This is a genomic window from uncultured Winogradskyella sp. (assembly GCF_963975125.1).
In the GTDB taxonomy this organism is placed as follows: Bacteria; Bacteroidota; Bacteroidia; order Flavobacteriales; family Flavobacteriaceae; genus Winogradskyella.
This window is the reverse complement of the sequence record NZ_CAXBGB010000005.1, coordinates 31,045-55,907: the sequence shown is the minus strand read 5'-3', so window position 1 is coordinate 55,907 and position 24,863 is coordinate 31,045. Positions and strand designations below refer to the sequence as shown.

The window sequence follows — 24,863 nt, the reverse complement described above, 5'->3', positions numbered from 1 at the left end:
GTGTTTAAAGTTTTTTTTGTTATTTGGCATACTGTAATTTTTAAATAAAGTTTACAGAGAGGTGGCCGAGTGGTCGAAGGCGCACGCCTGGAAAGTGTGTATACTCCAAAAGGGTATCGAGGGTTCGAATCCCTTCCTCTCTGCTGATATTTTTACGCTAGAGTTACATTTTTTTTTTATCTTTAACACTTTAACTAATAAAATTAAGATTAAGAACAATGAAAAGATTATTTTCTATCCTTGCCATAACATGTTTAATGGCAATCGGAACTGTTAATGCAAATGCAACAACAGCATTCGCAACAGCAACTGTAACAAGTGTAACTCAAGAAGAACCAGCTTCTGAAGATTTGAGTTTTCATCAAGAATTAAAAAAGCGTTTTATTGAAGGTGGTCCAGGCTTTATGGGTATAGTACTACTATGTTTAATTCTTGGATTAGCGATTGCTATAGAGAGAATTATCTTTTTAAACCTATCTACAACAAACTCTAAAAAATTAACTCAAGATGTAGAAGACGCATTGGCTTCTGGAGGTATCGAAGCTGCTAAAGAAGTATGTAGAAATACTAAAGGACCAGTTGCTTCTATATTCTATCAAGGTTTAGATAGAGCAGATGAAGATATAGATGCTGCTGAAAAAGCTGTTGTCGCTTATGGAGGAGTTCAAATGGGACAGTTAGAAAAGAATGTGTCTTGGATTTCTTTATTTATCGCTTTGGCACCAATGCTAGGTTTTATGGGTACGGTAATTGGTATGATACAGGCCTTTGATAAAATTGAAGCCGCTGGTGATATGCAACCTTCTTTAGTTGCAGGTGGTATTAAAGTAGCACTTTTAACAACAGTATTTGGTCTTATTGTGGCTATTATACTTCAGATTTTTTATAATTATATCATTGCCAAAATAGATAGTATTGTAAATGATATGGAAGATGCATCAATTACATTGATGGATTTATTAGTAAGACACAAAAAATAAAAATTAATTATGCATAAATTATTAAAAATAGTAGCCGCTGTTATTAGTCTTGTAGGTATTATTTCTTTAGTTAGAATAATTTCTAAAGGAGACGATGCTATAGATGCAGCTGCTCTAGCAGGTGATACTGCTATTGTCGAGCCAATGGCTTGGGCAGCATATATTATGCTTGGGTTAGTATTAGCTTTTGTGATATTCTTTGTGTTAAAGAATCTATTCACAAATACAGGAGGTCTGAAGAATACACTAATAGGTATTAGTGCTTTCTTGGTAGTATTAATTATAGCTTATTTAGTCTCAGGTGGAGACACAATGCAATATAAATTGCAAGATGGTGTCGCTACAGATGGCCAATCAACAATGGTAGGAGCGGGTTTAGTAGCCTTCTATTTGCTGTTAGCAGTAGCTGCAGCAGCCATGATAATGTCAGGAGTTAAAAAAATAATTAGTAAATAAAATAGTATGGCAAAAAGATCGGCACCAGAAGTTAACGCAGGGTCAATGGCTGACATTGCCTTCTTACTACTTATCTTTTTCTTAGTAACTACAACTATAGAAAAGGACAAAGGTTTGTTAAGAAGTTTGCCTCCTATTGATGACTCAGAAGTAGTACCGCCAATTATAAAGCAGAAAAATTTATTTACTGTACTTATAAATCGTAATAACCAATTGCTTGTGGAAGATCAGCAAATGGAATTAAAAGGTTTAAGACAAGCAGCAATTGATTTTTTAGACAATGGTGGAAGCACTAATGCAGAAGGAAAGAATTGTGATTATTGTAAAGGAGCGCGTTCGTCAAGTTCGTCCGACCATCCTGATAAAGCAATTATCTCAATGAAGCACGATAGAGAGACCACTTATGAGAAGTATATGGATGTACAGAACGAACTTGTTGCAGCTTATAATTTTTTAAGAGAAAGAGAAGCAGCACGTTTATACAAAAAGTACTATCCAGATGCTGAAAAAGTATTTAAGGCGATGTTAGAACAGAAGGAAAAGAATCAATTTAATAAGGATGAAGTACTTAATGAACGTATTAATACCATTAAGAAACTGTATCCTATGAAATTATCTGAAGCAGAACCTGATAAAAATTAAAAGTAACAATTATGTCTAAGTTTAAAAATAAAACAAAAGGTGATATGCCAGCAATTTCGACGGCATCATTACCAGATATTGTATTTATGTTGCTTTTCTTTTTTATGGTAGCAACAGTAATGCGTGACAGTTCTTTGATGATTGAAAACAGATTACCCAGTGCAGATCAGGTTGAGAAACTAAAAAAAGATAGAACAGCCTTTATTTATGCAGGTAAACCAAGTAGTCAATTCAAAAAATTTGGTAGTGAACCACGAATACAGTTTAATGATGCTTTTATTGAAGTAGAGTCTGTAGAGGCTACCGTAAGAGCGGCTCAACAATTATTAGTTGAAGAATTGCAGCCTAAATTTGTTGTTGGTTTAAAAGTAGATAAAGAAACACATGCTGGTTTAGTATCTGATATTAAGCAAGAGTTACGTAAAGCTAATACATTAAAAGTAATGTATATAGCAAATACAAAAACTGAACAATAAGATTAAAGGCTTAATTTTATAAGTGAAACGTCCTGAGGAATCAGGACGTTTTTTATTTCAAGACATCTAAAGATTTTGTAGATTTATCAACATGAAGCGTTACTTTTTTCTTTTAATAGTATTTGCGAGTTGTTTTGGTTTTTCTCAAAACGATAATGCAGACAGGGATAAGCTTTATAAAGATTATAGAGAAGACCAATTCTATGCTTCGGTAACCTACAACTTACTTAATAGTAAGCCTAATAATGTGTCTCAGAATGGTTTTTCATCGGGTTTTCATTTTGGCTTTATAAGGGATATGCCAATTAATAAGAGGCGAAATTTTGCAATTGGGTTAGGCATAGGTTTATCTACAAATTCATATAATCAAAATCTTTCTATTTTAGAAGTAAATAATGAATTAGAATACACTATTATAGTTGAGAATGAAGTAAATGTTTCTAAAAATAAGTTTACAACTTATTTAGTAGAAGTGCCGCTAGAAATTAGATGGCGTACTTCTACTGCTACAGATTATAATTTTTGGCGTATTTATTCAGGCTTTAAAGTAGGTTATTTATTGTATAATTCTACAAAATTTAAAAGTGATGGAGGTGACCAAAACTTGTCTAGTATACAGAATTTTAATAAGTTACAATATGGTTTAACTTTGAGTGCAGGTTATGGTACTTGGAATTTTCATGTGTATTATGGACTGAATTCTATTTTTGATAGTAATGCCAAATTAAATGAAGAAGTAATAGGTATGAAATCCATTAAAATTGGACTCATGTTTTATATTCTATAACCAGTAGTTTAATAATATTAATTGCGGAAATAGTCCTGTAAAAAGACCTATAATTAATTCTTGGTTTGTATGCGCTTTTAAATGCAATCTAGATGTTGCAATAGCACCAAGAATAAGCATCATAAGCGCAATAGTCCCATTAATATTAATTTGATAGTGAATACCAAGTGCAATGGCAAACATAAAAAAGCCAGATGCAGCAATCATGTGAATACTTGCTTTTATTTTAAATATAGCTAATATTAAACAGGCTAGAGTAGCACATAGAATACCCAAAAAGAAAAAGTATAATTCTACAATTTCATTAGACGTTAAAACACGAATAAGAATCAATGTAATTATAACACAATTTATAAATAGAGGTATTAAGCGTTCTCTTGTACTCTTTAAGTATATAGAATCCACTTTGTTAATTGTTTTAAGTAAGAAGAATAAAAGTATAGGTAGTATTATGGTGAGAATAACAACAGAAAAAATCTTAGCCTTCATTACAGGCTCTGGTATAAAGCGTGGAGTTTTTGAAAAATAAAAAAGCACACCTAAAAGTGGCATAATTAACGGATGAAAAACAAATGAAATACTTTTTAAAATGAAATTTTTCATCAAAGTAACAATTTTAAATTTTCTTTCTAAGTCGAGCCACAGGTATACCGAGTTGTTCTCTATATTTCGCAACCGTACGTCTTGCTATAGGATAACCTTTTTCTTTTAATATTTTAGAAAGTGCTTCGTCAGTCAAAGGTTTCTTTTTGCTCTCTTCTTCTATTACTGTTTCAAGAATTTTTTTAATTTCTCGTGTGGAGACTTCTTCTCCTTGGTCATTTGTCATTGATTCTGAAAAGAATTCTTTTATCAATTTTGTGCCATAAGGTGTGTCAACATATTTACTATTGGCTACACGAGAAATTGTAGAAACATCCATTTCTATTTCGTCGGCAATATCCTTTAAAATCATGGGACGCAGCTTACGTTCGTCACCAGATAAAAAGAATGCTTTCTGATAATGCATAATGGAACTCATAGTTACAAACAAAGTCTGTTGACGCTGTCTTACAGCATCAATAAACCATTTTGCAGCATCGAGTTTTTGCTTAATAAACATTACGGCATCCTTTTGAGCTTTAGACTTTTCTTTGGTCTCTTTGTAGCCTTTAAGCATATTATTGTATTCATGCGACACATGCAGCTCTGGAGCATTTCTGCCATTTAGAGTTAACTCTAACTCACCATCGACTATTTTTATAGCAAAGTCTGGGACAATATGCTCCACTATTTTATTATTGCCAGCATAAGAACCGCCTGGTTTAGGATTGAGGCGTTCTATTTCTTCAATAGCATCCTTAAGTTGTACTTCACTAATGCTAAATTTATTCATTAACTTTTTATAATGCTTTTTAGTAAACTGCTCAAAACCTTTATCAATAATTGCTGTGGCTAGTTCTACATTTGGCTGCTGTTGTTTTCTGTGTAGTTGAATGCTTAAACACTCTTGAAGATTGCGTGCACCAACACCAGCAGGATCTAATTGATGTACGACTTGAAGAACTTTTTCAATTTCCTCTTCAGTTGTAAACACATTCTGTGTAAATGCCAAATCGTCTGTAATATCTGATAATGAGCGACGTATATAACCACTTTCATCAACGCTACCAACTAAAAAATAGGCAATTTCTTTTTCTTCCTCAGAGAGTCTGAAGGTATTGAGCTGATTTATTAAATGTTGTGTGAATGATGTGCCAGCAGCATAAGGCACACTTTTATCCTCATCATCAGCACTGTAATTATTGGCTTGTGTGCGATATTCTGGGATTTCGTCGTCACTTAAATATTCATCTATATTAATATCGTCGGCATCTATACTTTCATTGTCATTGTAGTCATCTTCAGAATTATCAAATTCATCTATGTTGTCTTCTGAAACTTCAGATTCTTTTCCAGTATCAAGTGCAGGATTTTCTTCTAATTCCTGTTTTAAACGCTGCTCAAAAGCTTGGGTAGGCAACTGAATCAACTTCATAAGTTGAATCTGCTGAGGTGACAGCTTTTGGGATAGTTTAAATGATAAATACTGCTTTAATGACATAAAATTCGCTTAGATATAAAAGTAATTAAAACTCTGCATTTTGAGGTGTTCTTGGGTAAGGAATTACATCTCTAATATTACCCATTCCTGTGGCGAACATCACCAAACGTTCAAAACCTAGTCCAAAACCAGAATGTACAGCAGTACCATATTTGCGTAAATCTAAATACCACCATAATTCTTTTTCATCGATATCTAATGCTTTCATTTTCTCTTTCAAGACTTCCAAACGTTCTTCACGTTGAGAACCTCCAACCATTTCACCAATACCCGGAAAAAGAATATCCATTGCTCTAACCGTTTTTCCGTCTTCATTTAAACGCATATAAAACGCTTTTATGTTTGCTGGATAATCAAATAATATTACAGGGCATTTAAAGTGCTTTTCTACTAAGAAACGTTCGTGCTCCGATTGTAAATCTGCTCCCCATTCTTCAATGATATATTTAAATTTCTTCTTTTTGTTTGGTTTACAGTTTCTTAAGATATCAATAGCTTCCGTATAACTAACACGTTTAAAATTGTTATCTACAACAAACTTAATTTTTTCAATAAGGCTCATGTCGCTACGCTCAGTCTGTGGTTTTGTTTTTTCTTCGTCTAATAGACGTTTTTCTAAAAACTCTAAATCGTCTTTGTTGGTATCAAGAATATAACTAAGAACGGATTTCATAAAGTCTTCAGCCAAATCCATGTTTCCGGCCAAATCCATAAATGCAACTTCTGGCTCTATCATCCAAAACTCAGATAAGTGACGAGATGTGTTTGAGTTTTCTGCTCTAAATGTTGGCCCAAAGGTATAAACTTTCCCTAACGACATTGCGTATGTTTCAGCTTCAAGTTGACCAGATACGGTTAAGTTGGTTTCCTTTCCGAAAAAATCTTCTTTATAATTTACTTTACCATTTTCAGTTAAAGGCGGATTTTTTGAATCTAAATTGGTAACTCTAAACATTTCGCCAGCACCTTCAGCATCACTACCAGTAACTATTGGAGTGTGCATATAATAGAATCCATTCTCGTTAAAATATTTATGAACTGCAAATGATAATGATGAACGTAAACGCATTACAGCGCTAAATGTATTGGTTCTGGTTCGTAGGTGAGCATTTTCCCTAAGAAATTCAAATGAATGTTTTTTTGGCTGAATTGGGTACGTTTCTGGGTCAGAATCGCCTAGCACTTTTAAGGTTTTTACAACAATTTCTACAGATTGCCCTTTACCTTGGCTTTCTACTAACTCTCCTGTAATATGAATTGCAGCTCCTGTAGTAACGCGCTTTAAAAGTGCTTCGTCAAAATTTTCAAAATCTACAATACACTGAATGTTATTTATGGTTGAGCCATCATTCAATGCAATAAAGCGATTTGCTCTAAAGGTTCTTACCCATCCTTTTACAGTAACATCTTGCGAGGTTACATCTTGCGACAGTAATTCTGCTACGGTTTTTGTTGTCATTTTTTGATTATTTTGAAATGCTAAGATAAATTTTCTTCTTGATGTTCTATATCGTCTTCAGTATCATCTTCTGACGGAATAATATTTATTGCTGGTTTTCGCAATACCTCTTTATTTGCAATATTACGTTCTAATGACAATAGCAAAGAAGGTAATAGCAGTAAGTTAGAAAGCATAGCGAAAAGTAAGGTTATAGATACCAATGCACCTAAGGCTACAGTGCCACCAAAACTTGAAATTGTAAAGACTGAAAACCCAAAAAACAATACAATTGAAGTATAAAACATGCTTACACCTGTTTCTCTAAGTGCAGCATACACGGATTTTCTAATTTTCCAGTGGTTGGCTTGTAATTCTTGTCTGTATTTTGCTAAAAAGTGAATGGTATCATCTACAGAAATACCAAAAGCAATACTAAATACTAATATGGTAGAAGGCTTTATAGGGACGCCTAAATAACCCATTAAACCAGCCGTAACTAATAATGGTAATAAATTAGGAATTAAAGACACAATAATCATTCTAAACGAACGAAATAAATAAGCCATAAATAACGAAATAAGGAAAATGGCCAAGGTTAATGAAATGATTAAATTTCTAACCAAATATTTGGTTCCCTTCTGAAAGACTAAAGCCTTTCCTGTCATAATAACGTCGTAACGCTCCTTTGGAAATACTTTATTTATTTTATTCTGAAGATTTTCTTCAATACGTTCCATTTTGTCTGTACCAATATCTTTCATAAAAGTGGTGATACGTGCATACTGACCTGTACTATCTACAAAGTTTTTAAGTAAGTCAACATCAGAGGTTGAGTTTTTAGCATAGGACAGAATAAAACTATTTTCTTGGCTCGTTGGTAATTGATAGTACTTGGGATTACCGTTGTAATAGGCTTGCTTGCTATATTTTACCAAACTCACAACTGAGATTGGTCGCGATAATTCAGGTATTTCTTTAATAAGCTCTTCAAGCTCATTAATACGTTTTAAGGTAGCTAATTTCATAACTCCCTTTTTTCGCTTTGTATCTACCATTATTTCTAAAGGCATAATACCGTTAAATTCTTCTTCAAAAAAGCGAATGTCTTTAAAAAACTCTTTGTCTTGTGGCATGTCTTCAATAAGGCTTCCAGAAATCTTAATCTGGTTCATACCTAACATACTTCCAATAATTAATATAAGTGCAGTAACGTAAATGGTAATTTTTTTGTGCTTTACCATACGTTCGATCCAATCGACAAAGCCTCCAATCCAACGCTTGTTTAGATGTTCTAAGTGACGTTGTTTAGGGTAAGGTAAAAAAGTGTACATAATCGGAATGACTAGTAAACATAAGATAAATATAGCTAAAATACTTAGCGAAGCTACAATACCAAATTCTTTAAGTAATTTGCTCTCAGTAAGAATAAAGGTAGCAAAACCAGAAGCTGTGGTTACATTAGTCATTAAGGTGGCATTACCAACTTTGGTAATAACACGTTGTAAGGATTTTACTTTATTACCATGAGACTTTACTTCATGTTGGTATTTATTAATTAGAAAAATGCAGTTAGGAATTCCAATAACAATAATCAAAGGAGGAATTAATGCAGTAAGTACTGTAATTTCATAACCTAGAATACCAATAATCCCAAAGGTCCACATAACACCAACACAAACAACAATTAAGGAAATAAAAGTTGCCCTAAAGGATCTAAAGAATAAGAAGAAAATAAATGAGGTAACAAAAAGTGCAGCACCAATAAAAATAGGTATTTCATCTACAATATTCTGGGCATTCAAGGTACGTATGTATGGCATTCCAGAAACACGTACATCTAAACCTGTTTGTGCTTCGAACTCCTCTATTTTTACCTGAAGGTTGTTTAGTATAAAATCTTTACGAGCAGACGTATTAACAATACTTTTCTTTAGATATATAGCAGTTCTAATGGTCTTAGTATCTGCATTAAACAAGAAATTATCGTAAAATGGGTATTGATTAAATAATTCATCCTGAAGCTTATTTACCTCTTCAATGCTTGTAACGGAGTCTTTTATAAAGGGCTCTAAATCAAATTGCTCTTTTTTAGTGTTCTTTACTAATTTCTGAAGATCTTTTATCGATAATACCGTTTCAACTTCGTTGTAAGATTTAAATGATTCTGAAAGAGTATTCCAAGCATTAAGTTGCTTAACAGAAAATAAGGTTGAATCTTTTACACCCAAGACAATAAGGTTACCCTCTTCACCAAAAACTTCTAAGAAGTCGTTATAAGTGATGTTAACTTCGTGTTCATCGGGTAACATATTCGCTTCTGTATAGGTAAAACGCATATGTTTCCACTGCATACTAAAAAACACAGTTGCCAAAATAATGGCAATCAATATAAAGATTTTATTACGAAGAATGATTCTTGCAATAGCCTCCCAAAACCCTGTGGTTAAAAGTTTAAACATACATTAATAAAATGAGCGGCAAAGGTAGAAAAAACCTAAGGATTTGTATGTGAATTAACAGGAATATAATAAGGTCTTATATAGAAATATTAAAGGTAAACTTAAAAGCAATATTATCTTCTAAATTAGGAAGATGATAACCACCATAGCGATAGGCAAAGCTAAGTCCAAAACCAAAGAGAAGTTTGTTGATTTCGAAACCAGATTCTGAATATAGTTTTTCTAGGGTATTAAATTGCACGCCTTGGTGCCTTTCAATACTACTCATAGTACCAACAGCATACCTCGAAATTAAAACTAATTGTGGTTTAAATCGTTCTGAAATTTTAAAAGGTCTAAAAGAATGTTTCAATTGTAATGTTGAAAATTTATCACTAAAAAACTCATTAAAATACATGGTCTCAAAACTGTTTAAGCCTGCAACTGAAAAACGTTGAAGAATAGTTTCTTTTGTAATATTGTTGGGATAGGCATGGTACAAATGTGTTAAAGGTGTTTCTCCACCAGCTATACCAGCAACCAAGGTAAAATTAGTTACAGCGTCATTCTTGTGATTTAATTGATGTACCGTTCTAAAGTCTAATTTAGAAAAATTAAAATCACTGCCAAAGACAGATTTAAAACCTTTGGTTAATTGAAGTGTAAATTTTGGGTAACCGTCTTTAGTTTCTGTAACGCTACCATCCTCTACATCGAATCTACTAAAGGGACTCCATTGCAGGCTCAGTTTGGCTGTGCTTAAATCGAATGTATTATAAGATCTGTCACCTAAAATAAAATTGTATAAATACGTTGGGTTTATTTTGCTGGTTGCCAACTGTGTTTCGGAAAGCAGGTGATTTGAAATTTTATGCTGTAAACCAACAGACTTGGTAATATGTCTATGAAACAAATCTATATTTAATAACCGTGGTTCAAAAAAAGTAAAGAAGCGTTTATCGGTTAAAAAATTAGAACTTCCTGTTTCTTGTAAGTCATCTGTGTACGATAAATTAATCCATGTATTTGACGATTCATTAACTCTAAATCCTCCACCAACACTATATTTGTAACGCTTATCTTTAAAGCCATAAACTAAATAACTATTTATACGAAAACGTTCGGAAAAGCGATTATTTGTAATACCTCCCAAACCAGTTCTTAATCCTTCAAATTGATTGAACTTTACAAGATATCGTAAGTCTAAATTAAAGTAATTAAAGGGTAAATAACCATTACCTATATTTTTTAAGAACTCGGCTTTATTAATAGAATCTTGAGCAATTTTGGTAGAATCTTTTTCTTTTATATTAGGCTGCTGTGCAAAGCTATTTGTTGCAACAATTATAAGAAAAACAACAAACAAACAACTTCGCATTTAGGATTATGAATTGTAATTAAAAACAAAAGAATTAAAAAAATGAAATTATCAATCTAAATCTTGTTTCAGATCCTTAAATTCTAACCATATTTAGAGTCTGAACAAAATTCAGAATAACAAATTTGTTAACTTTTAGAGTTAAACTGTCATTATTTCTTTTTCTTTAACTTCTAGAATAGTATCTATACGTTTCACGTAAGAATCTGTGAGTGACTGTATATCAATTTCTGCATTTTTTTGCAAATCTTCTGAAACTTCAGAATTTTTTATATCAGAATTCGCTTCTTTACGTGCATTTCTGATGCCAATTTTCGCATCTTCTGTTTCACTTTTAGCTTGTTTTGCTAGGTCTCGTCTGCGCTCTTCTGTTAAAGGAGGAACATTAATAATAATCGTTTCACCATTGTTCATAGGATTAAAGCCAATGTTTGCAATCATAATTCCACGTTCAATTTCTTGAAGCATAGATTTTTCCCATGGTTGTACCGTTATGGTTCTCCCATCTGGTGTATTTACATTTGCGACTTGACTAAGCGGAGTTTGAGAACCATAATAATCTACCATTACACTACCCAACATTGCAGGACTGGCTTTACCAGCTCGGATATTAACTAATTGTTTTTCGAGATGCTTAATTGCAGCACTCATAGCCTCTTTTGCTGTATCTATTATAAATTTAATGTCTTCGTTCATTGTTTTAATTTTTTAATTAGAGTTATCAAAATTTAAGCCCGAAGTTAAACATTCACTTCAGTTCCTATATTTTCACCAGAAACAACTTTGAGTAAGTTTCCTCTTTTATTCATATCAAATACAATAATTGGGAGTTTATTCTCTTGGCTTAGCGTAAATGCAGTTGTATCCATAACTTTTAGACCTTTGCGCAGAACATCCTCAAAAGAAATATGATCAAATTTAACTGCTGAGCTGTCTTTTTCTGGATCTGCAGTATAGATACCATCTACACGAGTTCCTTTTAAAATGACATCTGCTTCTATTTCTATGGCGCGTAATACAGCTGCAGAATCTGTTGTGAAATAAGGATTACCTGTTCCACCACCAAAAATGACAACACGTCCTTTCCTAAGATGGCTCATTGCTTTTCGTCTTATGAAAGGTTCTGCTACTTCATTAATTTTTATAGCAGTTTGCAAGCGTGTTTTTACATCAGCATCTTCTAGTGCATTTTGTAATGCTAAACCATTAATAACTGTTGCTAACATTCCCATGTGGTCCCCTTGTACACGGTCCATACCATTCATTGCACCTGCAACACCTCTAAAAATATTTCCGCCACCAATAACAATAGCTACTTCGACACCTAAGTTGGTAATTTCTTTAATGTCTATTGCATATTCTGATAAACGCTCTGGATCTATACCATATTGACGACTTCCCATTAGGGCTTCACCAGATAATTTTAGTAGTATTCTTTTATATTTCATTAGATAGTTATCTATTTTTTTTAATGTCTAATGTAATTTGCCAAATGACTTATGAGTTAAAATTAATAAGTGATAAGGCTCATTTCATGTTGAGTTTTGAAAGTTGAACAAAGCTACATAATTATTAGCAGGTGTAAAAGTGAAAAAAACGCTAAAAAAAAGCCTCTCATAATTGAAAGGCTTTTTATATATAGTTGTGTTTAAACCGGATTAATTATCCTACGGTTGCTCTTTTAAAACCAGTTACAGCAACATCACCATAAGATGCAACATATTTTGCTACAGTTTGTTTTTCATCTTTGATAAACTTCTGATCTAACAAACATTGTTCTTGATCTAAAGTCGTATTATCAGAAATAAAACGTTCCATTTTACCTGGTAATATTCTATCCCAGATTTGTTCTGGTTTACCTTCAGCTTTTAATTCTGCTTTAGCAGCTTCTTCAGCTTCAGTTAATACTTCTGGAGTTAATTGCACCATAGAGATGTAGCTTGGTACATTCTTTAAGGTTTTTCCTAAACGACCTAATTCAATATTATCTTTTTCGATAACAGCAATACGAGCTTCAGTTTCTGAAGCAATGAAAGCTGGATCAAAATCTTTATAAGATAAAGTAGATGCTCCCATTGAAGCTACTTGCATAGCCACATCTTTAACTAAAGTTTCAACATTATCAACCTTAGCAGATAAACCTACTAAAGCAGCAATTTTGTTAATGTGAACATATTGACCTATGTAAGGTGCGTCTAACTTTTCGAAAGCTGTGATGTCTAATTTTTCACCAATAACTCCAGTTTGTTCTATTAACTTTTCAGCGACAGTCATTCCTTCAAAATCAGCAGCTAAAAATTCTTCTTTTGTATTATTGTTTATTGCAATATCTGCTAATTGGTTAGCTAAGGCTACGAAATTTTCGTTTTTTCCAACAAAATCTGTTTCACATCCTAAAACGATAGCAACACCAGATGTATTGTCTGCATTAATTTTAGCGATTGCAGCACCTTCAGAAGAATCTCTATCGGCTCTTTTTTCTGCAACCTTTTGTCCTTTTTTACGTAAAACTGCGATGGCTTTATCAAAATCACCACCAGCTTCAACTAAAGCTTTTTTACAATCCATCATACCAGCACCAGTTGCTTGTCTTAGCTTGTTTACTTCTGCTGCTGTGATTTTTACAGTATTCTCCATAGTTTTTTAAATTTAAAAAGTCATTTAATTAATTTTCAGAGTGAAAAGAACCAAATGACTTTTAATATTGTATAAATGTTATTTATTCTTCTTCTTGAGACGCTACGGGAGCTTTTTCAGCTTTTTTAGTAGCTGGTTTTACTTCCTTTTTAGCTTTAGCTTTTACTTCTGGTTTAGCTTCAGTTTTCACCTCAACTTTCTCTTCAGTTTTAGCTTCAGTTTTTTGGGCTTTACCTTCTTTTTCTGCACGTTCAGCTTTTCTTTCGTTTAAGCCATCTGCTACTGCAGAAGTTACAATAGATAATATTTTATCTACAGATTTTGAAGCATCATCATTTGCAGGAATTAAATAGTCTACTTCGCGAGGATCAGAGTTAGTATCTACCATTGCAAAGATTGGAATGTTCAATTTTTGTGCTTCTTTTATAGCAATATGCTCACGCATAATATCTACAACAAATAATGCGCCTGGTAAACGTGTCATATCAGAAATTGAACCTAAGTTCTTTTCTAATTTTGCACGTTGACGATTTACTTGTAAGCGTTCTTTTTTAGATAAAGAGTTAAAAGTTCCATCTTTCTTCATTCTGTCAATAGAAGCCATTTTCTTTACTGCTTTTCTAATAGTAACGAAGTTAGTTAACATACCACCTGGCCAACGCTCTGTAATATAAGGTTGGTTTACAGCGCCTGCTTTCTCAGCAACAATGTCTTTAGCTTGTTTTTTAGTTGCCACGAATAAGATTTTCTTTCCAGAAGCTGCTATTTTAGCTAAAGCTTCAGAGGTTTCTTTAATTTTCGCTGCTGTTTTGTATAGGTTTATAATATGGATACCGTTACGTTCCATATAAATGTAAGGAGCCATGTTTGGGTTCCATTTACGGGTAAGGTGACCAAAGTGTACACCTGCTTCAAGTAATTCTTTTACTTCTACTTTTTCCATTTTGTAATAGTTTACGTTCTGTTGATTAGCAATGATTAAGTGGTCGCTTTCGCTAGCCTTAACCATTTAGATGCTTAACTAAATCTTGACGTTTTACCGCCATAGACAACAATAACTGGTTTTTAATTTTGCTGAAATATTCAGCGATTTCAATAAAATAAGATAATTCAGAATCCGTAAAAACAGATTCTGAATTAAATGTTGTTTGGATATTAACGTTTCGAGAATTGGAATTTTTTACGCGCTTTCTTCTGTCCGAATTTCTTACGCTCTACCATTCTTGGATCTCTAGTTAATAGACCTTCTGGCTTTAATACTAGTCTGTTTTCAGGATCTAGCTCGCACATAACGCGAGATAAACCTAAACGTATTGCTTCTGCCTGGCCGGTGATACCACCTCCATATACGTTAACAGTAATATCAAAGTTGCCATCATTGTTAGTCAAGGCTAAAGGTTGGTTTACTTTATACTGCAGTGTTGCAGTAGTAAAATAATCCGCCATGTCTTTTTTGTTCACCGTGATTTTGCCTTTTCCTTTAGCAACGTACACACGAGCAACAGCCGTCTTTCTACGGCCGATTTTGTGAATTACTTCCATTAGTTAATTTCTTTTAATGTCATTGTTTTAGGTTTCTGCGCTTCGTGAGAATGTGCTGTACCTGAAACAACTGTTAAATTTCTAAAAAGAGCTGCGCCTAATTTGTTTTTAGGTAACATTCCTTTTACTGACTTCTCTACTAATCTGGTTGGGTCTTTCTCAAACATTTCAGTAGCCGTCAAACTTCTTTGACCACCTGGATAACCTGTGTGACGGATATAACTTTTATCTGTCCACTTGTTACCAGTTAAGTTGATTTTCTCGGCATTAACAACAACTACGTTGTCACCGCAATCAACGTGTGGCGTAAAATTAGGTTTGTGCTTACCTCTTAAAAGTATTGCTACTCTCGAAGCTAAGCGACCTAAAGTTTGTCCTTCAGCATCAACTAAAACCCACTCCTTATTAACGGTAGCTTTGTTAGCTGAAACTGTTTTGTAGCTTAATGTATCCACACTAATTTGATTTATTATTACGCTTCACAGCGCAAAAGATTAAACATTCCTCTCTAAAAAAAGAGTTTGCAAATTTACGATAAACTATTGGAATACCAAACGTTGTTTGAGGTTTTTTTATCTGAAAATCAGTAGGCCTAATAATGGTAGATTTTATTACGAAAAATTTTTGAATGAATTAATTAAAGGCATTATTACGGATTTTATCTAGCTCTTCAAATGAAAATATATTTTGCTCTAATAAATTCGAAAACTCATCCGTAACTGTTGCATTAAATAAAATTAAATCGTCTGTATTTATAGTTAAGTCTATGCCATAGTCATAAAGTGTTCTAATTGGGTGATTCTTTAAATCAGTAATAGCTCCTAATGCTATATTACTTGTTGGGCATAAATTTAATCTTATATTATTTTCTAGAATTAAATCCATAGTTTTTTGAGAGTTTATAGCTCTAATACCATGTTGAATTTCTTGAGGTTGCAATAACTTAATGGTGTTGTCTATACTGTGATAATCTGAAAACTCACCTATATGCACTTTGGTTTTTAAGCCAAACCCTCTAGAAATATCATAAAATTTAATAAAAGGATTTAAGTCTTTATCTGCTTCTTGGCCATAAAAGTCTATACCATTAAATACACCACTTTCTACGCATCTCACTCCATCTGAATACACTTTTTCTATGTCTAAATCTTTGTTAACTCCTATATCTGGTCTAAAATCGATTTGTGATTTATATTTTTCTATTAAGACTTTAACAGCTTCAATAACGTTATCGATAGAGTTATTAAAAAACCTTGCTAAACTTATATCTACACTAGCCTCTAGAAGTTTGACGTTATCATCAATAGCACTTTCAATGCCTATTTCCATAAAGTTAACTACATCTGTTTTGGTAAGCATTACTGCATTGAGATGATCGTAAATGAAATTGATCATTCCGTTTAAACCATTAAACGTTTTTGGAAAGTTAATATTAGCATCAGCATAGCGTTCTCTGAATCGTTCTTGTGATCCAGCGAGGTGAAGATGGCTATGCACATCTGCTTTAGATAAGTCTTTTATATGTTGTTTTAAATCTTCCAATATTTAGTTATACTAGATCCACGAAATGTATTCTATTTAGCCAATTAAAGACAGGACTTAAATGTTTTTAATAGGTCACCCTGTTTTTTAAAAGTCTTTAAGGACTGGTTAATATGTTTTAAAGCATTAACATAATCTCTATTATAATAATAAGACCTTATTCTCATGTCTTGGCTAAATCCAAGCGCATTATCGTCATTAATAGCTTCAGCGAGTGTTTTTAAGTTTTCTACTCGAACTATTGCAGAATCTGACTGAAACTTATCCTCCCATATTTCAATATATTTAGTGTGTTGAGCCATTATGTAGAATAAACAGCCAAACCATATAAGTATTGAAAAGAGGTATTTCATTAGAAAAAAAAATCGTCTTTTGAATTAAATTGAAGCAACTAAAAAATAATTTAATATAGTCATTAGTAATAATATCAATCCTATAGCCATAAAACGGAACGAGAGACTCACATATTTAAATTTCATATTTGCTATTTTTGCATTAATGAATATCTGTTCTCCAAGTTGTTTGTAACTCTCCTCTTCGTTAAGACTTGTTTTGTGAAATGTTTGAGCAAATTCTTCGATATTTCCGTATTTGGAGATAATATCTCCAAAAAAGAAAATATTAGTTGGGTACTTGTTCTCAATTTTTGGGATAAAACTTCGAATACTATAATAAATTGAAATTAAGCAACAGACAAACCATAAACCGAGAAGAATTTTTAAAGAAAGGTTATCACTAAAATATTTCCCACTCTCTTCCGTGTTTTGATACATAAAATTTAGGATGATTCCGTAAAATGACAATATAAGCCCAGCTTTAAGCTCAGAAGATTTAATTAACCCTACAAAATAATTAATACTATTCCAGTAGTGGGCAGTAAGGTCGTTCATTGGTTTATGTTTTGACCCAATGGTTTCTTTTTTTGCCTCTTTCTTTGGTTTCATTTAATAAGGATTCGACTTTTATTTTTCTAATATAAATAAAGGTCATGTTGGTTATGTTCTAAAAATAAATCAAACCAAAAGAGATTCCTAATTTTTTATGATTTTGTACGCAAATTAGCGTTTAGTTGCACGTTTTAATCTATCGTTTATAGATTTACCTAAGCCATAATCTGGAAACTCTTCTGCAATAATGATATCCAAATTTTGAAGGTCTAATTGATGTAAAGCATCATATAACTTTGAAGCGGCTTCTACCATATCTCCTTTTTTAGATAAAATAATTTGAGTGAAAACAGCGTTAGTTTCAACTTCAGAATTAAAGACTAAAAGGCCAATTAATCTGTTAGGATATTGTTTAATGGCATCTGATACATTTTTAGTTAAAACTGTTGTTGTTTTTGGAGCATAATGTCGCCCTAACATACCAGGCGCATCTGGTGCTGCCTCTTTTCTATTTTTAATTTCAATTTCACCAATAACAGTTTCTATGACTTCAATTGGTGTAGAACCGAGACGATAGATAATAGGATTATCATCTTCAAAACCAACAATAGTAGATTCGATACCACTTCTACAAGGACCACCATCTAATACCATTTTAATTTTGTCTTTAAAATAATCTTCAACATGCTTTGCTGTGGTGGGACTAATACTGCTAAATGGATTTGCGCTAGGAGCAGCTAATGGAAAAGGTAATTTTTTAAGTAGTTCTAATGTTACTGGATGATTTGGCACACGAACCGCAACAGTATCTTTGCCAGCTGTTATTATATCTGGAATTATGTTTTTCTTTTTTAAAACCAAAGTAATTGGTCCAGGCCAAAAGGCTTCAGCCAGTAGTTTTGCCTTTTCAGGAATATATTCAACAATATTAGAAAGATAATCTATTGAGGGAATATGAACAATAAGAGGATTAAAAAATGGACGTTGTTTGGTTTCAAAAATAGTCTTTATAGCTTTTGTACTATAGATATTTCCTGCTAAACCATAAACTGTTTCTGTTGGTATAGCAACTAATTCTTCTGCGGTTAAAAGTTTAACCGCTTTTGATATGTCTTTAGAAATAATAGTCATCGTCTCCATTAGATTGCAAAACTACTTCAAAAAAGGGAAGTTTTAATGCGTCACAAAACAATATCTAATATAAACTAGAAATAATAAACTTATACCTATAGAGTTTACAATTAATTGTCCGTCAAATATCTATAGAATTATTAACTTTTTAGACATAGCAGTTTGGCTATACTTAAAATTAAAGTTTAGAATCCTCTTAAAATAAAACTTGAATTACTGCCTAGGGGATAAAGTCTATAGTTTCGTAGTCTTTACCAATATAATAAAATGGATAAGGCACATTCTCATCAATTGTAATAGTGGCTTTTACAGCAAAATGTTTTGTTTCTCCTGGAGCCGGATCTTCAATACCTAATCTATTAGCAGAGATAGTAATGTCATCTCCCTTAAGTGCATTTTGTACTTCTTCTGTTACATTAACGGTGTTACTTTGATTCCCAAATAATGCTAGTTCAACATTTATTATAATATTTTTTGGCATGGTTATTCTTTTAAGATTGATAGCTTTATGAAATCAAATATAAGTAAATTAATGATAAAATAAGTTTAGAGAAAAGGTGTAACCATTATTAAGTTCTATATAAACACTCATAGAGCTTTTTTTGGTGGTTGTAGCTTCTATACTATTTTTGCAGATCAAGGAATTTTTAATGCGCTTCCAACCAATTCAAGCCAATATCCATTTCAACATCTAAAGGCACTTCGAGCTCATAGGCGTTTTCCATTTCGGTTTTAATGAGTGTTTTCATGGTTTCGAGTTCAGGTTTGTAGATGTCAAATACTAATTCATCATGGACTTGAAGCAACATTTTAGACTTATAATCTCCTTGTTCTAGTTTCTCATAGATATTAATCATGGCAACCTTAATGATATCTGCAGCACTACCTTGTATTGGTGCATTTACAGCATTTCGTTCTGCTGCACCTCTAACAATGGCATTACGAGAATTAATAGCTGCCAAATAGCGACGACGACCCAAAACGGTTTGCACATAACCATGATCTCTTGCAAAATCAACTTGTTTGCTCATATAAGCACGTAGTTTAGGATAGGTCTCATAATAAGTGTCAATCAGTTCTTTGGCTTCGCTACGAGATAAATCGGTTTGATTACTTAAGCCAAAAGCAGAAACTCCATATATAATCCCGAAATTTACAGTTTTAGCATTGCTACGTTGTTCTCTTGTCACTTCCGATAGCGGCACATTAAAAACTCTTGAAGCTGTTGAAGCATGAATATCTTCGCCATTTTTAAACGCTTCCATCATCGTTTCTTCTTCACTTAAAGCTGCAATAATCCGTAATTCAATCTGAGAATAATCGGCAGCTAGTAAGATGTAATCTTCATTTCTTGGAACAAAGGCTTTTCTAACTTGGCGGCCACGTTTGGTGCGAATGGGAATATTCTGTAAATTAGGATTGTTACTACTTAAACGACCAGTAGCTGCAACAGTTTGCATATAATCTGTATGTACACGACCTGTCAATTCTTCCACCTGAAGTGGTAAGGCATCTACATACGTGCTTTTTAATTTAGCCAATCCTCTATAATCTAATACTTGCTGAATAATAGCATGATCTTTTGCTAAATAACTTAACACATCTTCTGCTGTAGAATATTGTCCTGTTTTAGTTTTCTTAGGCTTATCAACGAGTTTCATTTTTTCAAAAAGAATCACACCCAATTGCTTTGGAGACGAAATATTGAATTCTTCTCCTGCAGCTTCGTAAATCCCTTTTTCGAGATTTAAAATATCGTTATTGAGGTCTTCTGATAATGAGTTTAGAAAATCTTTATCGAGATTAATCCCTTCTAATTCCATAGCAGCTAACACACGTAGTAGCGGAATTTCGATATCATCGAATAATTTTTGGGTATTGGCTTCGTCTAATTCTTTTTCGAAATGCTCTTTGAGTTGTAAAGTAATATCAGAATCTTCAACAGCATATTCGGTTTGTTTTTCTATAGGCACATCTCGCATTGAGAGTTGATTTTTCCCTTTTTTTCCAATTAGCTCTACAATAGAAATTGGTGTGTAGTTTAAATACGTTTCTGCCAACACTTCCATATTATGTCGCATATCTGCATTAATAAGGTAATGTGCCAACATGGTATCAAAGAGTTTGCCTTTAACGTCAATATTGTATTTGGCTAAGACTTTAATATCGTATTTTAAATTCTGACCAATTTTTTCGATGTTTTCATTTTCAAAAAACGGTCTTAGTATTTCAATTAAGTTTTGTGCCTCATTTTTACCCTCAGGAAATGGCATATAAAAACCTTTACCAACTTCCCAAGAAAATGCAATACCAACTAATTCTGCTGTTAAAGGATTTAGTCCTGTTGTTTCTGTATCAAAACAAACAGACGTCTGATTCATTAAGTTTTTGACAAACAGTTTGGTTGCCATACCAGGAGCCACACTTTGATAAAAATGTGATGTGTTTTCTGAAGTTTTACGTGTAAATTCTGAAACTGTTTCCGTTGTTGAAGGTTCTGCTCCACCAAACAATGAAAACTGACCTGCGCCTGCAGATAGTTCTTCTTTTGGAGTGGTTTTAGGTGCTTCTATTTTATCTGTTGATGGAGTTGCCTTAGAAGTCGCAGGAACAGGATTTACAGAAAAGGTTTTATTAAAATTATCAATTAAACGTCTAAACTCTAAGTTCTGAAAAATTTCTGTGACTTTAGGAACGTCTGGCTCAGACATTTCAAAATCTTTAGCATCGAATTCCACAGGAACATCTAGCATTATGGTTGCTAGTTTTTTAGAAAGCAAACCGAGCTCACCATTAGCTTCAATTTTCTCTTTCATTTTCCCCTTAAGTTCATGTGTATTGGCTAAAAGGTTTTCCATGCTTCCGTATGCAGCTAAGAATTTTTTAGCTGTCTTTTCACCAACACCAGGAAGACCAGGAATATTATCTGATGCATCTCCCATCATACCTAGAAAATCTATAACTTGTAGAGGGTCTGTGACTTCGAATTTCTTTTGCACTTCAGGAATTCCCCAAGTTTCGTAACCACCTCCAAACACTGGTCTGTACATAAAGATGTTTTCAGAAACGAGTTGCGCAAAATCCTTATCTGGTGTTACCATAAAGGTTTTATAACCTTCTTTTTCGGCTTTCTTAGCTAAGGTTCCTATAACATCATCAGCTTCGTAGCCTTCCTTCACCATGATTGGAATATGCATGGCTTTTAAAATCTCATAGATATAAGGTACAGCAGTTTTAATGCCTTCTGGTGTTGCGTCTCTGTTGGCTTTGTAAGCTTCAAACATCTCTACCCGATCAGCACTTCCGCCTTTGTCAAAACAAACGGCTAAATGATCTGGTCGTTCTCGTTTTATAACATCTAAAAGGGAGTTCATAAAACCCATGATGGCAGAAGTGTCTTCACCTTTAGAATTAATTCTTGGGTTTTTTATAAAAGCGTAATAGCCACGAAAAATAAGGGCATAAGCATCAACTAAAAAGAGACGTTTTTGGTCTGACATTTTATATCATATTTAATTTAAGTAAGCTTCGAAAAATGCCCTTTTTTCATTTCTGCTTCAAAATAAAAATGAAACGTAGCTAAGGCTATGTTTAATTTTTCTTTCTCGCATCATCTAAAAAAATCATCATTTTACGTGTAAGCTAACCTAAACAAAAAATGATATTGAGTTTTTTTTTGAAGTCTATAAAACTACGAAAACTTAAGGGTTTATTTAAAAAGCAATTCGTAATTTTCCAAAATCAAATTAAGCACATGAAAACATTCTCAATAGCCATACACGGAGGAGCAGGAACTTTAGTAAAAGGTATGATGACTCCAGAGTTAGAAGCACAATATAAATTGGCTTTAAAACAAGCGCTTGAAGCTGGTTATAAGTTTTTAGAAGCTGGGAAAACAGCTGTTGAAGCAGTTGAGGAATCTGTTCGATTATTGGAAGATTCACCACTATTTAATGCAGGAAAAGGCTCAGTGTTTACAGCAACAGAATCTCACGAAATGGACGCAAGCATAATGGATGGTAAAACATTAAATGCTGGTGCAGTGAGCTTAATCTCTGGCATTAAAAACCCAGTATCTCTAGCAAGAGATGTTATGGAAAAAAGCGAACACGTTTTTTTAGCTGGAGACGGAGCGATGCAGTTTGCTAAAGAATTAAATTATAAACTTGAAAATGATGTATATTTCTATGATGAGTTGAGGCACAATCAATGGTTAGAAATTAAAGATACAGATAACTTTCAGTTAGATCACTCAACCAAAAAAGATTCAAAATTTGGAACTGTAGGTGCTGTTGCTTGTGACCAAGATGGTAACATAGCTGCTGCAACATCTACAGGAGGCATGACTAATAAAAAATGGGGAAGAGTAGGAGATTCTCCAATGATTGGAGCTGGTAATTATGCTAATAACAAAACATGTGCTATAAGTTGTACAGGAAGTGGTGAGTTTTTTATTAGAGGTGTTGTGGCTTATGATGTGGCCTGTTTAATGGAACATAAAGGAATGAGTTTAGAGGCAGCATCAAACGAAGTCATCAATAAGCGAATTCTCGAGATTGGAGGAGATGGTGGTTTAATTGCAGTCGATACCAAAGGAAATATTGCAATGCCATTTAATACAGAAGGGATGTATCGTGCGTCTAAAACTTCCGAAGGAAAAGAAGATATTTCAATTTATAAATAATGGTAGTTAGGCATTTAGGAGATACAGATTTTAAAACCATAATGGAATGTTTTCTATCTGCATTCGAGAATTACTTCGTGAAAATGCCAACAGATCATAACTTCTATAAAGAACGTTGGAAAGCTGCTGGAGTCAATTTTAATTTGTCTTATGGCATGTTTGATAATGACCAATTAGTTGGTTTTATAATTAACGCCATTGATCAACGTCAAGGTGAATTGATTGCCTACAATTCTGGTACTGGTGTAGTTCCGGATTATAGAGGAAAACGAATTGTGAAAGCTATTTACGATTATGCAATTCCGGATTTAATTGATAATGGGATTACAAAATGCTTACTTGAGGTCATTACTGAAAATGTAAAGGCTCTTAAATCTTATGAAGGCATTGGATTTGAAATATGCAAAAAGTATAAGTGCTATGGCGGAATGATTTCAGTTGAAACTCAAAATAATTATACATTAAAAGAAGTGAGTTTTGAGGCTAATAATTGGGACGCATTACCAAATCAAAACTTATACTCATGGGATAATCAAAGTAAAAGTTTAGAAAAAGGAAATTATAAGTATGTTTATGTAATAGTAGATAATCAGGTTCATTCTTTTTTTGCTATTAATACTAATAATGGATATGTAGCCCAACTTGAAGTTTTAAATTCTACACTTTCAAGTTGGAATATTCTCTTTTCTGCAATTCAATCTATACAGAAAGAAGTAAAGATAAATAATATTGATGATAGGTTAATAGATAAAATTAAGGCTGTTGAATTTGCGGGATTAAAAAACACAGTGAATCAATATGAAATGGAATTATCATTATTACCTTAAATAAAAGGTGCTTCAATTGGAAGTACAGTAACCTTCCTATTCTTAACGCAATACTGGTCACCGTTTGAAAGCACATGAATGGTTAAATTGGCCATGGTCATAGGTGTACCTTCTTCTAATATTTTTTCATTGTTATGAGTAAGCGTATTGCCATCAAAAACAATAACCATCCCAGAACCAATAACAGTACAATCTTTACCATTTTTAATTATCACACCAGTATCTTCAGCTAACCCAAAGCCAATTAAATTTGGAAATTTAGCCACAGCTTCAGACTGTCTTCCAAAACGACCACGACGAATAAAATGAGTATCTATAATTAATTCAGGAATTAAGCTCAAACCTTTATACATATTTACAGCACCTTTTATAAAAGATTCAGATGCACTTCCGCCTGCAATCATTTCATTTGCCATTGCCATGGCACCAGCACTTGTACCTGCAATAACAAAACCTTCTTCAATTTTATAGCGTTCAGCTAAGATATTATGAATTGTAGTATTTCCAATTCTATCTGTAATTTTAGACTGATCTCCACCAGAAAACATAACACAATTTGCGTTTTTAATAAGATCGATTGCATGTTCAGTTTCAGAATCTTCTTTAGATCTAATATCTAAAATTTTTACGTTTTTACAACCTAGTGTTGAAAACGCAGTTAGATAATTTTCGCCAACTTCAACAGGAATACTAGATGCAGTAGGAATAACAACAATATTAGCTTCAATACCACCAGCTTCTTTTACGACATGATATAAGATACCTTCTTCAATAAACTCTAGCGTGTACATTTCATCTGCCTCAATACCCTTATCTTCATTTCCGCCAATAGGTATTAAAGTTCCCTTTATCTTCTGCATAAATATTATCTAAAAATATTGGGCAAAAATAAGCCAAATTTTCTATTGAAAAATGCTATATTTATAATCTTT

The 24,863-nt window shown here is 33.0% G+C and carries 25 protein-coding genes and 1 tRNA gene; 8 read left to right on the top strand and 18 right to left on the bottom strand.

What is annotated here, in order from left to right; translation table 11 throughout:
• The first annotated feature begins 55 nt into the window (after window positions 1–55).
• The 6 genes from AAC053_RS01685 (at window position 56) to AAC053_RS01660 (ending at window position 3,341) form a co-directional block, all read left to right on the top strand.
• Window positions 56–143, top strand: a tRNA-Ser gene (locus AAC053_RS01685).
• Between the two features lie 75 nt (window positions 144–218).
• Complete coding sequence (locus AAC053_RS01680) at window positions 219–980, top strand: MotA/TolQ/ExbB proton channel family protein (RefSeq protein WP_339752000.1); 762 nt, start codon at window positions 219–221, stop codon at window positions 978–980.
• A 9-nt stretch (window positions 981–989) separates the two neighbouring features.
• Window positions 990–1,436 carry a hypothetical protein gene (locus AAC053_RS01675; RefSeq protein ID WP_339751999.1) on the top strand — a complete coding sequence of 149 codons (447 nt, stop codon included), beginning with the start codon at window positions 990–992 and terminating at the stop codon, window positions 1,434–1,436.
• Window positions 1,437–1,442: 6 nt separating this feature from the next.
• A complete protein-coding gene (locus AAC053_RS01670) occupies window positions 1,443–2,078 on the top strand; it encodes a biopolymer transporter ExbD (protein ID WP_339751998.1) in 636 nt (211 codons plus the stop codon).
• 11 nt (window positions 2,079–2,089) lie between these two features.
• Window positions 2,090–2,554, top strand: a complete 465-nt coding sequence (locus AAC053_RS01665) for a biopolymer transporter ExbD (protein WP_339751997.1) — start codon at window positions 2,090–2,092, stop codon at window positions 2,552–2,554.
• 91 nt (window positions 2,555–2,645) lie between these two features.
• A complete protein-coding gene (locus AAC053_RS01660) occupies window positions 2,646–3,341 on the top strand; it encodes a porin family protein (protein WP_339751996.1) in 696 nt (231 codons plus the stop codon).
• Here the strand turns inward: AAC053_RS01660 and AAC053_RS01655 are convergent.
• The 17 genes from AAC053_RS01655 to polA all read right to left on the bottom strand — a co-directional run bounded on the left by AAC053_RS01655 (window position 3,336) and on the right by polA (window position 21,920).
• The gene (locus tag AAC053_RS01655; RefSeq protein WP_339751995.1) at window positions 3,336–3,944 is read right to left on the bottom strand and encodes a hypothetical protein; all 609 of its coding nucleotides are present in this window, start codon (window positions 3,942–3,944) and stop codon (window positions 3,336–3,338) included. The genes AAC053_RS01660 and AAC053_RS01655 overlap by 6 nt on opposite strands.
• Window positions 3,945–3,957: 13 nt before the next feature.
• The gene (rpoN, locus tag AAC053_RS01650; protein ID WP_339751994.1) at window positions 3,958–5,424 is read right to left on the bottom strand and encodes an RNA polymerase factor sigma-54; all 1,467 of its coding nucleotides are present in this window, start codon (window positions 5,422–5,424) and stop codon (window positions 3,958–3,960) included.
• A 25-nt stretch (window positions 5,425–5,449) separates the two neighbouring features.
• Window positions 5,450–6,883: an asparagine--tRNA ligase gene (gene asnS, locus AAC053_RS01645; RefSeq protein ID WP_339751993.1), complete on the bottom strand. Its 1,434-nt coding sequence runs from the start codon at window positions 6,881–6,883 to the stop codon at window positions 5,450–5,452.
• A 20-nt stretch (window positions 6,884–6,903) separates the two neighbouring features.
• Window positions 6,904–9,324 (bottom strand): efflux RND transporter permease subunit, encoded by a 2,421-nt coding sequence (locus tag AAC053_RS01640; RefSeq protein ID WP_339751992.1) that lies wholly within the window; start codon window positions 9,322–9,324, stop codon window positions 6,904–6,906.
• Window positions 9,325–9,400: 76 nt separating this feature from the next.
• Window positions 9,401–10,669: a DUF5686 family protein gene (locus AAC053_RS01635; protein WP_339751991.1), complete on the bottom strand. Its 1,269-nt coding sequence runs from the start codon at window positions 10,667–10,669 to the stop codon at window positions 9,401–9,403.
• Window positions 10,670–10,822: 153 nt separating this feature from the next.
• Window positions 10,823–11,377: a ribosome recycling factor gene (gene frr / locus AAC053_RS01630; RefSeq protein WP_339751989.1), complete on the bottom strand. Its 555-nt coding sequence runs from the start codon at window positions 11,375–11,377 to the stop codon at window positions 10,823–10,825.
• Between the two features lie 44 nt (window positions 11,378–11,421).
• The gene (pyrH, locus tag AAC053_RS01625; protein WP_339751986.1) at window positions 11,422–12,129 is read right to left on the bottom strand and encodes a UMP kinase; all 708 of its coding nucleotides are present in this window, start codon (window positions 12,127–12,129) and stop codon (window positions 11,422–11,424) included.
• 214 nt (window positions 12,130–12,343) lie between these two features.
• Window positions 12,344–13,318, bottom strand: a complete 975-nt coding sequence (gene tsf / locus AAC053_RS01620; RefSeq protein ID WP_339751983.1) for a translation elongation factor Ts — start codon at window positions 13,316–13,318, stop codon at window positions 12,344–12,346.
• 82 nt (window positions 13,319–13,400) lie between these two features.
• Window positions 13,401–14,261 carry a 30S ribosomal protein S2 gene (gene rpsB / locus AAC053_RS01615; protein ID WP_339751980.1) on the bottom strand — a complete coding sequence of 287 codons (861 nt, stop codon included), beginning with the start codon at window positions 14,259–14,261 and terminating at the stop codon, window positions 13,401–13,403.
• 212 nt (window positions 14,262–14,473) lie between these two features.
• Window positions 14,474–14,860 carry a 30S ribosomal protein S9 gene (rpsI, locus tag AAC053_RS01610; protein ID WP_339751978.1) on the bottom strand — a complete coding sequence of 129 codons (387 nt, stop codon included), beginning with the start codon at window positions 14,858–14,860 and terminating at the stop codon, window positions 14,474–14,476.
• Window positions 14,860–15,315 (bottom strand): 50S ribosomal protein L13, encoded by a 456-nt coding sequence (gene rplM / locus AAC053_RS01605; protein ID WP_339751975.1) that lies wholly within the window; start codon window positions 15,313–15,315, stop codon window positions 14,860–14,862. Before rplM ends, rpsI begins: the two co-directional genes overlap by 1 nt.
• A 178-nt stretch (window positions 15,316–15,493) precedes the next feature.
• Window positions 15,494–16,402, bottom strand: a complete 909-nt coding sequence (locus AAC053_RS01600; protein WP_339751973.1) for a hypothetical protein — start codon at window positions 16,400–16,402, stop codon at window positions 15,494–15,496.
• Between the two features lie 44 nt (window positions 16,403–16,446).
• On the bottom strand, window positions 16,447–16,704 hold the full coding sequence (locus AAC053_RS01595) for a hypothetical protein (RefSeq protein ID WP_339751971.1): 258 nt from the start codon (window positions 16,702–16,704) through the stop codon (window positions 16,447–16,449).
• A 75-nt stretch (window positions 16,705–16,779) separates the two neighbouring features.
• A complete protein-coding gene (locus AAC053_RS01590; protein WP_339751969.1) occupies window positions 16,780–17,346 on the bottom strand; it encodes a Pycsar system effector family protein in 567 nt (188 codons plus the stop codon).
• Window positions 17,347–17,460: 114 nt separating this feature from the next.
• Entirely contained in the window at window positions 17,461–18,420 is a 960-nt protein-coding gene (locus AAC053_RS01585; RefSeq protein ID WP_339752017.1) for an L-threonylcarbamoyladenylate synthase, read from the bottom strand.
• A 220-nt stretch (window positions 18,421–18,640) separates the two neighbouring features.
• Entirely contained in the window at window positions 18,641–18,901 is a 261-nt protein-coding gene (locus AAC053_RS01580) for a hypothetical protein (RefSeq protein ID WP_339751967.1), read from the bottom strand.
• 166 nt (window positions 18,902–19,067) lie between these two features.
• Window positions 19,068–21,920, bottom strand: a complete 2,853-nt coding sequence (polA, locus tag AAC053_RS01575) for a DNA polymerase I (RefSeq protein ID WP_339751964.1) — start codon at window positions 21,918–21,920, stop codon at window positions 19,068–19,070.
• A gap of 254 nt (window positions 21,921–22,174) precedes the next feature.
• On the opposite strand from polA, the gene AAC053_RS01570 reads away from it, so the two are divergent.
• Window positions 22,175–23,104: an isoaspartyl peptidase/L-asparaginase gene (locus AAC053_RS01570; protein WP_339751961.1), complete on the top strand. Its 930-nt coding sequence runs from the start codon at window positions 22,175–22,177 to the stop codon at window positions 23,102–23,104.
• Window positions 23,104–23,931: a GNAT family N-acetyltransferase gene (locus AAC053_RS01565; protein ID WP_339751957.1), complete on the top strand. Its 828-nt coding sequence runs from the start codon at window positions 23,104–23,106 to the stop codon at window positions 23,929–23,931. The genes AAC053_RS01570 and AAC053_RS01565 overlap by 1 nt, the downstream gene beginning before the upstream one ends.
• On the opposite strand, the gene AAC053_RS01560 is transcribed toward AAC053_RS01565, so the two are convergent.
• Window positions 23,928–24,791 (bottom strand): cyanophycinase, encoded by an 864-nt coding sequence (locus tag AAC053_RS01560; RefSeq protein WP_339751955.1) that lies wholly within the window; start codon window positions 24,789–24,791, stop codon window positions 23,928–23,930. The two genes, AAC053_RS01565 and AAC053_RS01560, sit on opposite strands and share 4 nt — an antisense overlap.
• Window positions 24,792–24,863 lie beyond the last annotated feature (72 nt).